This window comes from Prodigiosinella confusarubida, from assembly GCF_002847015.1.
Lineage (GTDB): Bacteria > Pseudomonadota > Gammaproteobacteria > Enterobacterales > Enterobacteriaceae > Prodigiosinella > Prodigiosinella aquatilis.
The window spans coordinates 3,192,927-3,206,779 of record NZ_CP025085.1; the positions used below are offsets into that span (position 1 = coordinate 3,192,927).

At 46.7% G+C, this 13,853-nt stretch carries 14 protein-coding genes and 1 riboswitch; of the genes, 10 read left to right on the top strand and 4 right to left on the bottom strand.

The genetic code is table 11. The features are described from left to right. Positions 1–50: 50 nt before the first annotated feature. The 3 genes from pabB (at position 51) to CWC46_RS14505 (ending at position 3,718) form a co-directional block, all read left to right on the top strand. A complete protein-coding gene (pabB, locus tag CWC46_RS14495) occupies positions 51–1,442 on the top strand; it encodes an aminodeoxychorismate synthase component 1 (RefSeq protein WP_021015843.1) in 1,392 nt (463 codons plus the stop codon). Between the two features lie 11 nt (positions 1,443–1,453). Further along, positions 1,454–2,050 (top strand): CoA pyrophosphatase, encoded by a 597-nt coding sequence (locus CWC46_RS14500; RefSeq protein ID WP_037380940.1) that lies wholly within the window; start codon positions 1,454–1,456, stop codon positions 2,048–2,050. 306 nt (positions 2,051–2,356) lie between these two features. Continuing rightward, entirely contained in the window at positions 2,357–3,718 is a 1,362-nt protein-coding gene (locus CWC46_RS14505; protein WP_021015841.1) for an L-serine ammonia-lyase, read from the top strand. 231 nt (positions 3,719–3,949) lie between these two features. Here CWC46_RS14505 and CWC46_RS14510 read toward each other — a convergent pair whose 3' ends face one another. Further along, positions 3,950–5,503 carry a TerC family protein gene (locus tag CWC46_RS14510; RefSeq protein WP_021015840.1) on the bottom strand — a complete coding sequence of 518 codons (1,554 nt, stop codon included), beginning with the start codon at positions 5,501–5,503 and terminating at the stop codon, positions 3,950–3,952. An 832-nt stretch (positions 5,504–6,335) separates the two neighbouring features. Between CWC46_RS14510 and manX the strand changes: the two genes are divergently transcribed. From manX to mntP, 5 genes are all read left to right on the top strand, one after another. After that, complete coding sequence (manX, locus tag CWC46_RS14515) at positions 6,336–7,298, top strand: PTS mannose transporter subunit IIAB (RefSeq protein ID WP_021015839.1); 963 nt, start codon at positions 6,336–6,338, stop codon at positions 7,296–7,298. A gap of 67 nt (positions 7,299–7,365) precedes the next feature. Continuing rightward, positions 7,366–8,166, top strand: coding sequence for a PTS mannose/fructose/sorbose transporter subunit IIC (locus CWC46_RS14520; RefSeq protein ID WP_021015838.1), 801 nt, complete (start codon positions 7,366–7,368; stop codon positions 8,164–8,166). Between the two features lie 14 nt (positions 8,167–8,180). Continuing rightward, positions 8,181–9,023, top strand: a complete 843-nt coding sequence (locus CWC46_RS14525) for a PTS mannose transporter subunit IID (protein ID WP_021015837.1) — start codon at positions 8,181–8,183, stop codon at positions 9,021–9,023. Between the two features lie 47 nt (positions 9,024–9,070). Further along, positions 9,071–9,529, top strand: coding sequence for a DUF986 family protein (locus CWC46_RS14530; protein WP_021015836.1), 459 nt, complete (start codon positions 9,071–9,073; stop codon positions 9,527–9,529). Positions 9,530–9,723: 194 nt separating this feature from the next. After that, positions 9,724–9,862: riboswitch (yybP-ykoY riboswitch) on the top strand. 49 nt (positions 9,863–9,911) lie between these two features. After that, positions 9,912–10,484, top strand: a complete 573-nt coding sequence (mntP, locus tag CWC46_RS14535; RefSeq protein ID WP_021015835.1) for a manganese efflux pump MntP — start codon at positions 9,912–9,914, stop codon at positions 10,482–10,484. Positions 10,485–10,536: 52 nt separating this feature from the next. On the opposite strand, the gene rlmA is transcribed toward mntP, so the two are convergent. Further along, the gene (gene rlmA / locus CWC46_RS14540; RefSeq protein ID WP_037381574.1) at positions 10,537–11,364 is read right to left on the bottom strand and encodes a 23S rRNA (guanine(745)-N(1))-methyltransferase; all 828 of its coding nucleotides are present in this window, start codon (positions 11,362–11,364) and stop codon (positions 10,537–10,539) included. Here rlmA and CWC46_RS23010 point away from each other — a divergent pair. Further along, positions 11,295–11,444 carry a hypothetical protein gene (locus CWC46_RS23010; protein ID WP_162300156.1) on the top strand — a complete coding sequence of 50 codons (150 nt, stop codon included), beginning with the start codon at positions 11,295–11,297 and terminating at the stop codon, positions 11,442–11,444. The genes rlmA and CWC46_RS23010 overlap by 70 nt on opposite strands. Before the next feature lie 8 nt (positions 11,445–11,452). Here the strand turns inward: CWC46_RS23010 and cspE are convergent, their stop codons facing one another. Together cspE and CWC46_RS14550 are read right to left on the bottom strand one after the other, a co-directional pair. Then, complete coding sequence (cspE, locus tag CWC46_RS14545) at positions 11,453–11,662, bottom strand: transcription antiterminator/RNA stability regulator CspE (protein WP_005968829.1); 210 nt, start codon at positions 11,660–11,662, stop codon at positions 11,453–11,455. Between the two features lie 39 nt (positions 11,663–11,701). Then, entirely contained in the window at positions 11,702–11,818 is a 117-nt protein-coding gene (locus CWC46_RS14550; protein ID WP_071790862.1) for a DUF2627 domain-containing protein, read from the bottom strand. Between the two features lie 1,147 nt (positions 11,819–12,965). On the opposite strand from CWC46_RS14550, the gene CWC46_RS14555 reads away from it, so the two are divergent. Beyond that, complete coding sequence (locus CWC46_RS14555) at positions 12,966–13,832, top strand: fructosamine kinase family protein (protein ID WP_021015833.1); 867 nt, start codon at positions 12,966–12,968, stop codon at positions 13,830–13,832. Positions 13,833–13,853 lie beyond the last annotated feature (21 nt).

Below are 13,853 nucleotides of genomic sequence, written 5' to 3' on the forward strand. Positions count from 1 at the left end.
CTACATTAACCACATACTCCGGCCATCAGCATGATAAGAACCGAGAACCTATGCAAACCCCGATAGTCTACCATGCACTTCCATACCAGCCTGATGCTTTATTAACGCTTTTCGCTGCATTATCACACCGCCCCTGGTCGATGCTGTTGCATTCCGGCTTCGCCGAACACGTGCATAACCGGTTCGACATACTTGTCTCCGACCCATTAGTCACCTTGCAGACCCGTGGAAACAGCACCGAAATTGATGCAGATGGTCACTGTCATATTTCTGAACAAGACCCGTTCAGTCTGCTAAAACAGCAGATGGACACGCTTGGCCTTCACGCGGACTCCCATCCTGATTTTCCATTTCAGGGCGGTGCACTGGGATTGTTTGGTTATGACTTAGGACGCCGGGTAGAGCGAATCCCCAGTATTGCCCTTCAGGATATCGATGTACCGGATATGGCTGTAGGCCTCTATGACTGGGCATTGATTGCCGACCACCATAAGCAAACCTTGACACTGGTGGTACATGGCAATCCCGATGCCCGACTAACCTGGCTTAATGCGCTGCCTGCCGCGGTTCACCCCCGTGATTTCAGACTCAGTAGTCCCTGGCAAGCCAATATGTCCCGGCAGCAGTACGGTGAAAAATTCCGCCGTATTCAGGATTATCTGCACGCTGGTGATTGTTATCAGGTCAATCTGACACAACGTTTCCACGCACATTACGACGGCGATGAGTGGCAGGCATTTCTGCGTCTTTCAGCCAGTAATCGCGCACCATTTTCCGCCTTTCTCCGGCTACCTGAAAACACGATCATCAGCACCTCGCCAGAACGTTTTCTGTGGTTGCATGATAACCAGATCCAGACTCGCCCAATCAAAGGGACATTGCCGCGATTAGCTGATGCGAAAGACGATGCCAGACAAGCTGAGCGGCTGGCATCGTCAGACAAAGACCGAGCAGAGAACCTTATGATTGTCGATCTGCTGCGCAACGACATTGGCCGGGTGGCTGTTCCTGGTACTGTCAGCGTCCCTGAATTGTTCATCATTGAGCCATTCCCGGCAGTACATCATCTCGTCAGCACCATTGAAGCCACACTACCGGACCACCAGCATGCCACGGATCTGCTTCGGGCCTGTTTTCCCGGTGGTTCTATTACCGGTGCACCGAAAGTCCGAGCGATGGAGATTATTGAAGAACTGGAGCCACAACGACGTACTGCATATTGTGGCAGTATTGGTTATTTGAGCGTCTGTGGCACAATGGATACCAATATTACTATCCGTACCCTGGTCACCGCTCAACACACGATTTACTGCTGGGCAGGTGGCGGTATTGTCGCCGACAGTCAGGAGCAATCGGAATATCAGGAAACATTTGACAAAGTTGGGCGGATCTTACCGTTACTAGAACAAACTATTCCGGACAAAACAGGCATTGATTCGTGACACATTCAATAATGGAACACAACGTGTTACACCCTTACTCATTGCAACAGCCGTTCAGTCTGGAACGGTTCATCACCCGTTTTCAATTGCAAAGCGCACCTTTGCTGACCCCCGCCCGTAATCATCGCCATGCAGCGGTACTGGTGCCAATTATTCGTCGTGCCGAACCCACATTACTGCTGACCCGTCGTGCCCCCTGGTTGCGGAAACATGCCGGACAGGTCGCCTTTCCCGGCGGTGCTGCCGATCCGGGAGATAGCTCTCTGATCGAAACCGCATTACGCGAGGCTCAGGAAGAAGTTGCAATATCACCCAACGCGGTTCAGATACTAGGCACGTTGCCCGCACTGGACAGCAGCAGTGGCTATCAGGTCACGCCTGTCATTGGCTTATTACCAGCAGATACACCGTTTCATCCCAGCGAAGATGAGGTTGCCGAGCTATTTGAAATACCGCTCTACGAAGCCTTTTCTCTAGCCCGTTACCATTCATTGGACATTGAACGAAATCAACAGCGTCATCGGGTTTATCTATCATGGTATCAGCAACAGTTTGTTTGGGGACTGACTGCCACGATCATCTGTCAGCTTGCATTACAGGTATCCTAATTGGTCAGTACAGATCTTGCTCTTTATTGCGCGGATAATTGACGATTGCGTTCTTATGTTCATATCATTTCAATAACGGCTTAATCTATTAGTGGTATTTATTTTGCCCTGCATGCTAATTGCAACGTAACCCACCTTTTTCCCCTAAACAAAACAGATGTACTATAAGTTCTATTGCAAGATGGCATAAGTTTATTTCATGCGAAAAAAAGAACATGTCAGTATACTCCCCTCTACAATAGCGGCGATCCATCGAGTTTTATTCTAGCCATCGGCAGCATCCTGCGCTTTTAAAGGAGTTTCAGTGTGATAAGCGTATTCGACATGTTCAAAATCGGTATTGGCCCCTCTAGCTCTCATACGGTTGGACCGATGAAAGCCGGTAAGCAATTTGTCGATGAATTAAAACAGGCATCGCTATTGGTCGCCACTACTCGCGTATCAGTTGACGTCTATGGTTCCCTTTCATTAACCGGCAAAGGACACCACACCGATATTGCGATTATCCTTGGTCTGGCGGGGAATATGCCAGATACAGTGGATATTGATACGATTCCCGCTTTCATCCGCGATATAGAGCAACGCGAACGACTGCTGTTATCCGGTGAACATGAGGTCGATTTCCCCCGCGAAGGTGGGATGGTTTTCCGCAGTGAAAATTTACCTTTGCACGAAAACGGAATGACTATCACGGCTTTTGCCGGTAACAAAACACTCTTCAGCAAAACCTACTATTCCATTGGTGGCGGTTTTATTGTGGATGAAGCCAACTTTGGTAAAACCATTGATAGCACCATTAGCGTACCACACCCCTATCGCTATGCCCTGGAGATACTGGCTCACTGCAAACAAGGCGGTTTATCCATCTCAGGCATGATGATGCGTAATGAGCTGGCACTGCATAGCCGTCAGGAAATTGACGACTATTTTGCCGCCATCTGGCAAACCATGCGTGCCTGTATTGATCGTGGCATAAATACCGAAGGCGTACTACCTGGTCCGTTACGGGTTCCCCGTCGAGCAGCGGCATTACGCCGTATGTTAGTCTCTTCTGACAAACTGTCTAACGACCCGATGAATGTGGTGGATTGGGTTAATATGTTTGCGCTGGCAGTCAATGAGGAAAACGCTGCTGGCGGACGTGTTGTCACCGCCCCCACCAACGGCGCTTGCGGTATTGTTCCCGCTGTACTGGCTTATTATGACCATTTTATTGAACCAGTAGGTCCGGGAATCTATCTGCGTTATTTCCTGGCAGCCGGTGCCATCGGTACACTCTACAAAATGAACGCCTCGATTTCCGGCGCAGAAGTGGGTTGTCAGGGAGAAGTCGGGGTAGCCTGCTCAATGGCAGCGGCCGGACTGGCAGAATTGCTGGGTGCCAGTCCAGAACAAGTGTGCGTCGCTGCGGAAATCGGGATGGAACACAATCTGGGGTTAACCTGCGATCCGGTTGCCGGTCAGGTACAGGTTCCCTGCATTGAACGTAATGCAATCGCTTCAGTAAAAGCCATTAATGCCACACGCATGGCAATGCGTCGTACCACCGAGCCACGCGTTTCGCTGGATAAAGTGATCGAAACCATGTACGAAACGGGTAAAGACATGAACGCCAAATATCGAGAAACCTCACGAGGTGGCCTGGCAATTAAGGTACAGTGCGACTGACTACCATTTTCGACACCCGTCGTTATCGCATCATTTCATCGTTCGATTGTCTGCAACAAGATCAAACCTGACGCGGGTAGTCGCCATACCCGCCCATTAAGACGAAAACCAGGGATGGCATACGGAGCAGCATCCATCAGCTAACTGCACCCGTATGCGCCCTTAATTATCACGTTCAAATGATTAGCATTACCGTGCTGGTAACACGTTCTTCTATCCACTATCTGGTAATTAACGCGCATCTTCCCGAGTCGGGTCAGGAATACGTTCAACCCGGACCAGCTCAACTCGATAGTCTGTCGCCGCTATAACCTGAAAACGCAGTCGATGCAGCTCAACGATATCCCCCACTTTAGGAAATTCATCACTGTGCGCCAGCAGCAATCCTGCCAGCGAGGTGTAATCTTCTTTCGGGTCCACCAGCTCGCTGCTGTTGAGTACCTGCTGCAATGCGTGTAGCGCCGTTCCCCCTTTCACCAGCCAGCCATTGCCATCTGCCACAATATCCAGTGTTTCGTCTTCATCCGGAAATTCACCGGCAATCGCTTCAAGCACGTCCAATGGTGTCACCAGCCCTTGTATAACGCCAAATTCGTTGCTTACCATGACTAAACTGCCCTTGGCCCGGCGCAATACCGGCAACAAATTAATGACGTCAAGCGTCTCCGGTACAACAATTGGCGGGTTGGCAGCGGCAAAATTTTCGACATCCGCATGTTCTTCCAGAGCAACCAGCAAATCTTTGGCGCGCACTACCCCAACCAGTTCATCCAACTCACCCCGGCACACCGGAAACAAACTGTGCGGCGTATCTAGCAATTGTATGCGGATTGCCTCAACCGAACGCTCACAGTTCACCCAGGAAATATCCGTGCGTGGTGTCATGACACTACGTAATGTTCGGGAAGCCAGCGTCAATACACCACTAATCATGTAACGCTCTTCCTCAGCGAATGTCTCTTCGGACTTCAGCAGTGGCTGAGCCTCATCATGCTCAATCATGGCTTTGCGAGCGCCCATCAAGCGCAAAATGGCTTCAGCTGTACGCTCACGCATCGGACGATGTGATTGATGCTTGATAAAGTTATGACGGGCTATCTGATTAAACATCTCAATAAGAATGGAGAAACCGATCGCCGCATACAGATAGCCTTTAGGAATATGGAAACCAAAACCTTCAGCCACCAGGCTCAAACCAATCATCAGCAGGAAACTCAGGCACAGAACTACCACCGTCTGATGAGCATTTACAAAACGAGTCAATGGTTTGGAAGCCAGTAGCATCATGCCCATGGCAATCACCACCGCCGTCATCATGATACCAAGGTGATTAACCATACCTACTGCGGTAATCACGGCATCCAGTGAAAAAACCGCATCCAGAATCACTATCTGCGCCACAACCACCCAAAAGCTGGCATGGGTTCGTCCATCATTTACATCAAGTGGTCGATTTTCTAACCGTTCGTGCAACTCCATCGTGGCTTTAAACAATAAAAATATCCCCCCGACGAGCAGAATCAAATCGCGGCCGGAGAAACTGAAATTACCTACATGAAATAATATCCGGGTCAGCGTCACCATCCATGAAATCAACGAGAGCAATCCAAGCCGCATCAGCAACGCCAGCAATAAACCGATAATGCGTGCTTTATCACGTTGTTTTGGCGGAAGTTTATCCGCCAGTATGGCAACGAAAACCAGATTATCGATACCCAAGACAATTTCGAGTACCACCAACGTCAGTAAGCCTGCCCAGATTGAAGGATCCAGCAAAAATTCCATGTCAGACTCCAGGAAATGAACGAGCAAATGACAACGATGTCACTGCAATGGGGGAAATTAATAAGGAAACGGAATCAGCAAAATGCCAAGGATCACCAAAACAGCTGATTGAAGGAAAAGGAAAAACGCCAGCAAAGGCTGACATAAAGAGAAAAAATCGTCGGTGACAGTCCATGGGATGGGCGTCCGCCCGAAACTCCTCTGAAATATTAGGGATATCAACTTTATCAGGTTGTTTATCCTTTTCACAAAGATTTTCTCAATCACTGTTTTTGGGCGTAAATTTGTAACATCTCAGTGAGTTATTCCATGTTTGCATAACAGATCACTCATCGTTCCTCTAATTATGGAGCGATATCACATAATTTATTTTTTCACTCCGTAAAATAAATCCCGTTAATACACGTTCGCGCCTGTTTCGGTAGGCATATAATATGCTTCATAAATTTCAGGATGCAGGAAGACGGCAATCGAGCCACTGGAGACAGACGACAAACGGCAACTTGAAAGATGATGGGTATATACAAACAGGTTGATTGCACTAACATTCAACCGTTGCAACACATCATATGCGCATGGAGATAGCGAGCCCAGTCCGATTCCCGGATCAATCGACTCACTGTTTGAAGTAAACTATTGAACAAGGAACAACCTGAATCGATTCATGAATAGTGCGATGCCATACATATATTTTTGTATCAAAAAAATAAGCAAGAAAGTTTCTTACGACCATACTGATATCACTGCGGATAAAAATTCATCCCGATGATTTATCCGCATTATCTGACACATTACACACTCTACGAGATAGTGACTAATGAGGAGGTAGCAAGTGAGTATTGCGATTATGTTGTGCACTCACGGAGCCACTGCCGGTCCGCTGTTAAAAACAGCTGAAATGATTCTCGGCGAACAGAGCAACGTTGCCTGGATGGATTTCGTGCCCGGAGAAAATGCTGAAATATTAATTGAGAAATACCAGGTCAAATTAGCTGAACTGGATACATCTCAAGGCGTACTTTTTTTGGTTGATACCTGGGGAGGTAGCCCGTTTAACGCAGCCAGCCGTATCGTTACCGATAAAGAAAATCATGAAGTTATTGCCGGGGTAAATATTCCTATGCTGGTGGAAACTTTCATGGCCCGTGATGATAACCCCGGATTCGCTGAACTGGTTGCCATTGCAGTGGAAGCAGGCCGTGCTGGGGTAAAAGCACTGAAAACCGCCGATACGGAAGAACCGTCGGCACCCAAAGCAATATCATCAACAACAAAGGCTGTTCCCGTGGCAGGTGCTGGTGGACATATGGAAATCGGTCTGGCCCGTATTGATGACCGCCTGATTCATGGGCAGGTTGCCACCCGCTGGACGAAGGAAACCAACGTTAAACGCATTATCGTTATCAGTGATGAAGTGGCAGCGGATACCGTTCGTAGAACGCTGCTGACACAAGTCGCCCCACCGGGAGTCACAGCTCACGTGGTTGATGTTGATAAAGCAATTCGTGTTTATAACAATCCAAAATATGCCGCAGACCGCGTCATGCTGCTTTTCACCAACCCAACTGACGTGCTTAAACTGGTGGAAAACGGTGTCAAGATCACGTCGATCAACATTGGTGGTATGGCTTATCGTCAGGGAAAAATCCAGGTGAATAATGCCGTTTCTATTGATGAGAAAGACATTGAGGCCTTCAAGAAACTTAATGACCGTGGTATCGAGCTGGAAGTCCGAAAAGTCTCAACCGATAGCAGACTCAAGATGATGGATTTAATTAACAAGATGGCGAGTTAACGCAGCAACAAAATAGGGTTTATAACGGTTTAATTACTCAGAAATCTATTCTCACAGGAGAAGTACAATGGAGATCACCACACTTCAAATTGTGCTGATATTTATCGTAGCTTGTGTCTCGGGCATGGGATCTATTCTTGACGAATTCCAGTTCCACCGCCCGTTGGTCGCCTGTACGTTAATCGGCTTTGTATTAGGTGATGTAAAAACAGGGGTTATTATCGGCGGTACGTTGGAAATGATCGCGTTGGGTTGGATGAACATCGGTGCAGCTGTCGCACCTGATGCCGCACTGGCTTCTATCATTTCCACCATTTTGGTTATTGCTGGTGGTCAAAGCATTGGGGCCGGGATTGCCTTGGCTATTCCTCTGGCTGCTGCAGGCCAGGTGCTCACCATTATTGTTCGTACTATTACTGTCGCTTTCCAACATGCCGCAGATAGCGCGGCGGAACGCGGTAATCTCTCCGCTATCAGTTGGATTCACGTTTCTGCTCTGCTGCTACAAGCCATGCGTATCGCCATCCCGGCAGTGATTGTCGCCGTTTCTGTGGGTACGGAAGTGGTTCACTCCGCACTCTCGTCTATCCCAGAGGTGATTACCAATGGGTTGACTATCGCCGGGGGGATGATCGTTGTCGTCGGTTACGCCATGGTCATCAATATGATGCGTGCTGGCTATCTGATGCCATTCTATTATCTGGGCTTTGTTACCGCAGCTTTCACCAACTTCAACCTGGTCGCACTGGGTGTCATTGGCGTGGTAATGGCGGTGTTATATATCCAGCTCAACCCGAAATATAACAAGATGCAAGGCTCCTCTGCTGAGGCATATAGCAAAAACGACCTTGATAACGAACTGGAATAACAGGAGTGAGAGAAATGGTTGATTCAACACATGATAAAAAACTCACGGCCAGCGATATCCGCGCGGTATTTATTCGCTCCAACCTGTTTCAGGGGTCGTGGAACTTTGAACGTATGCAGGCGTTGGGTTTCTGCTTTTCCATGGTGCCGGTGATCCGTCGCCTCTACCCGGAAAACTCGGAGGAACGGAAACAGGCTATCAGACGCCATCTGGAGTTCTTCAATACTCAACCGTTTGTCGCCGCCCCGATTCTTGGGGTAACGATGGCGATGGAAGAAGAACGTGCTAACGGTGCACCAATTGATGATGCTGCCATCAACGGTCTGAAAGTTGGGTTGATGGGGCCTCTGGCTGGTGTCGGCGATCCAATATTCTGGGGAACCGCTCGTCCGGTTTTTGCTGCCCTCGGGGCCGGTATCGCAATGAGCGGTAGTCTGCTTGGCCCGATTCTGTTCTTCGTACTATTTAACCTGGTGCGTTTGCTGGTCCGTTACTATGGCGTAGCGTATGGCTACCAGAAAGGCGTCGCCATTGTTGGTGATATGGGTGGTGGACTGCTGCAAAAACTGACAGAAGGTTCATCTATTCTCGGCCTTTTCGTCATGGGGGCACTGGTTAATAAGTGGACACACGTGAATATACCACTGGTGGTTTCACGAATAACCAACGCAAACGGACAAGCAACCGTTACTACGGTACAGTCTGTTCTGGACCAGTTAATGCCCGGTCTGGTGCCATTATTACTGACCTTTGGGTGTATGTGGCTGCTACGGCGTAAGATTAATGCGCTGTGGCTGATTATTGGCTTCTTTGCCATTGGTATTTTTGGTTATTGGATCGGCCTGTTGGGGCTGTAATTTGTACGTCCGGGGGGAAACCCCCGGCACGCTTCACGGAGCCATACATGTCAGTTACCGATATTGCCTTGATAATTTCTATTATCATTGCCCTGCTTTACGCTATCTATGATGAATTCATCATGGCTCGACTTCAAGGCACTACCCAGCTCTGTGTCTATCTTCGTCGCAGCAATCGTCTGGATACATTTATTTTTATCGGTCTTATCGCCATTCTTATTTATAAAAACATCACCACTCAGGGAACACCATTGACGACCTTTTTACTTTCTTTTCTGGCGTTAGTGGCAATATATATCGCTTATATTCGACATCCAAAATTATTGTTCAAATCACAGGGTTTTTTCTATGCCAATATTTTTATTGCGTATCGTCGTATTAAAAATATAAATTTATCTGAAGATGGCATTCTGGTGATAGAACTTGAACAACGGCGTTTGCTAATTAACGTTCAACAATTGGATGATCTAGAAAAAATATATAATTTTATGATTGAAAATCAGTAAGTTATATAATTTTTATTTATTCGCATCAACCGACAAATACTCCACAAAGAATATGGTGTTATTTTAACCACATTGTTTTGTTGCTATTTTAACCAACTATTTCATTTATATCAGAAATGAAAATTATTATCACTTGCCATTATTAAACCCTACCATCTTTGCTGTTGTTTCCTGCCTGAATAATATGTTAGTGTTGCGCAGTCATTGGGGAGTAGCCGATTCCTGAAGAATTTATCAGGAATGTTCGTGTCAACATACTCGTTTTCTAAAAACGTGGTGCGAACGGCCAAGCTGGCAGGCGAGACCATAGACACGGGATTCACCGTTATGGTTGGGGGTGAATGACGTGGATATGGGAACCGTCCAGCCGAGGCTATGAACTATGAATTTATCTGCAACGCTTATTCTTGCTTTTGGCATGTCAATGGATGCTTTTGCTGCTTCCATTGGTAAAGGTGCCACACTGCACAAACCTCGCTTTAGTGAAGCTATCCGCACCGGTTTAATCTTTGGCATCATCGAAGCCATAACACCGCTTATCGGTTGGGCACTGGGGTTTTATGCCAGCCGTTTTATTGCCGAATGGGACCATTGGATAGCGTTTAGTCTGCTGTTAATACTTGGCGGACGTATGATTGTGGGAGGCATGAAAAACAAGGACACCTGTCAGTGCGAAAAGATCAGTAAACACAGTCTGTTTATTTTAATTTGCACTGCGATAGCAACCAGCCTGGATGCATTGGCAATAGGCGTGGGACTTGCTTTCCTACAGGTTAATATTTTTCATACCGCAATGGCGATTGGGTGTGCGACCATGATTATGGTAACGTTCGGCATGTTAATTGGTCGCCACGTTGGGCCTATTCTTGGCAAGAAAGCAGAGATTATTGGTGGTCTGGTGCTGATAGGCATTGGCTGTAATATTCTTTATGAACACGTGATCAATTTAGCCTGATATTTTATCCGCAGCAGTTTTTGTCTGCGGGTAAAACAACACTAGCTGTTTTTCATTCAACCTGACGCTGATGAGTACGAATAATAAAATCGGTTTCACACGCGAAACTTTCCCGTTCTTTTAATTGCTGTCCCACATCTGGCGCCGCCCGCCATGCGAATGGTGTCATCTGTAATAATGCGGCGCTTTCTTGCCCGGTGAGCACCATTTGATATTGCACGCTATGCTCATCAATTTGATTGAAACCAGACAATGTTTCTTCTCTGATCGGATGCAGCATCACATCCTGATATACCAGGGCCTTCAATTGATAAAGATGTCTAGGGCCTGGCGATACCGTGATAACAATGCCGCCAGGTTTCACCACCCTCTTTAGCTCTTCGTCATTGCAAGGCGCATAAATTTTCAGCACAGCATCCATTGATCCAGGATTAAATGGCAAACGCTGGCTGGATGCTACGCAAAAACACACCTGCCGGTAACGTTTGGCGGCTCGCTGAATAGCCACTTTGGAGACATCCAGTCCATATACTTGTATAGCATTGTGTTGCGACAGACAGTCGGCTAGCGCCGCTGTGTAGTACCCTTCCCCACAGCCGATATCCAGAACGGTTGTCGCAGACGGAGACAGTCGGTAATCAAGATGACCCGTTAGATAGTCTCGCAATGGCTGATAATGCCCCGCATCAAGAAATACGCGTCGGGCTTGCATCATTTCGGCACTATCACCTGGCTGTTTTGAGCGTTTGAACTGTACTGGTAATAAATTCACATACCCTTCTCTGGCACAATCAAAGTGATGATGGCCACATGACCAACGTTGTGATTCCAGGTTCAAAGGCTGATGGCACAATGGACATTGGTATGGTGCTAAAAACATTCCCATTCTTTTTCTTTTTGATTAACTGTTGGAAACCAGAAAAACAAAAAACCCGCACCAAGGCGGGTTTTGCTACGTAGGCTGAAAATTACAGCGCAGTAACGTTAACGGCAGACGGACCTTTCTGACCATCCTGAATTTCAAACTCTACATTCTGGCCTTCTGCCAGTGTTTTGAAGCCGTTACCTTGAATTGCAGAGAAGTGAACGAACACATCTTTGCTGCCATCAGCCGGAGTGATAAAACCAAAGCCTTTAGACTCGTTGAACCACTTAACCTGACCTTTAATCTTTGCCATTTCAAAATTTCCTTTAATAGTTTAAACCGCACAGAGGCGTCATACATACAAATCAGAGTCGTTACTGCTTGAGGCACTAAAATAAGGATCGGCAGAGAAGTGGTATTCAACGCTAACGTTTGTACTCATAACTTCTTTACTGAAAATGCCATTCATATACAGAACTGTACCTCGTTTTACCCAGATGCGTTATTACACACTCTGTAATCATTGGCAAGCCATTTTTTGCCAGTGATGGACATGCCGCACAAATTAGGTCTTTTAATGTCTTACTAATATATCAATTCGCATTAAGTTGCTATATTGAACACAGAAATACATCATCAGACGGCACGCCCAATGATTTGATTATGTGCATAATATCGTGATTACGCAAGTCGATACGCTTAATTAATTGAGCTGACACGTTAAACATAACAAAACATTATTACTATACTGTGTAGAATGTACAAATTCAGTACAGGAAATTGTGTTCGCGCCCACTAACTACTGTGTAAGTGGTGTTACTTATTCGTTGAAAATGATAAGAAAATCTTTCTCATGCGATCAGGTGCCAGAATGGTTTGTTACAGTTACCTCATGTGATTGCTTGTCAAGGCAATAATAATGAAACAAAGATAATATAAAGCCTCTTATTTTATTGTCATCACTACTTGCATGATGAAATTGTTTGCTAAAATAAATAGTTCAACGTTGCATCAGCACTTTCCCTAAACCGTTCGAATAGCTATTCAGTAATCTCGATAGTGAACTTTTTTAATGGTGATAACACTATTATTTCTAATCAGTCAGGTTTATATGCTTGGCAGCAAACAGAAGGAATTAACGCGCAATATGCCTGGTTAACTTAGCGTCACATTGATACCTTGAGGTGAATACAGTTTGAGCAGACGCGGCTGTAAGCCACAACATCAGGATTATCAATAAAATAAAAATTCGGTGTTGGCTATATTTTCTGTTTCATTGCTTATACTTTCATGCTCCCTGTTGGTTTCCTCATTCGGGCAATGTCGTTTCCGTCTATTGGAAGAGCAGCTAAGGGATGCCGATGAACCGTCGGTCATCACGTCAAAATGCACTGTCATACTCCGCAGTTGCTAATCGATCCCTGATGATTATTATTGTGGTTCACAGTGACAACAGCGGATTATCGACGATAGTGTATTCCACAGCATCACGACTTTTCGCTCAGCTATCCCGTTAATAAACACGTAAAGTCTCGGGTGTGCGTCAGATTCAGTTTTTGTACTGCATAAATCGCTAACGTAATGATATATCGGAAACATCGACAGGAGATGACCCCATGTGGCAAACAATTAGCCAATTACTGGAAGAACGGCTGGGACCTGGCGAAATGCTGGAACGTCGGGAGCTACCCGGAGGTGAGACTCACCCTGCATGGTACCTGCGCTATGGTGAGTATACGATTTTTGTAAAATGCGATGTACGGGAAATGCTGCCAAAATTCATGGCGGAGGCCGAACAGCTTGAGCTACTGGCTCGCAGCAAAACCGTAAATGTACCCAAAGTTTATGGCGTAGGTCACTTTCGGGATGACAGCTTTTTGTTGCTGGAATATCTGACCATCAAACCATTAGATGCCCACAGCGCCTGGTGTCTGGGGGAACAACTGGCACACTTGCATCAGTGGAGCGATCAACCCCAGTTTGGTCTCGATTTTGACAATGATCTATCAACAACAACTCAACCCAATAGTTGGCAACGACGCTGGTCAACATTTTTTTCAGAACAACGCATTGGCTGGCAACTGCAACTAGCCGAGGAAAAAGGTATGCATTTCGGTGAGATTAATACACTGATTGCACAGGTCGAGGAGCGTCTCGCTGGCCACCAGCCGCAACCTTCATTACTACACGGTGATTTATGGCCCGCAAACTGTGCCGCCAGCCCTCAAGGAGCCTATCTGTTTGATCCGGCCTGTTACTGGGGAGACAGAGAATGCGATCTGGCCATGTTGCCACTTTATCCCGCCTTACCGCCACAAATATACGATGGTTATCAAAGCATCTGGCCGCTGGATAAAGGGTTTGTGGAACGACAACCTCTTTATCAGATTTATTATCTGCTTAATCGCGCCAATTTATTTGGTGGTAGACATATTGTTGCCGCTCAACAGGCTATCGAACAGCAACTCTACTCAGCGGACTGACTACGGAGCCGACATTTATCT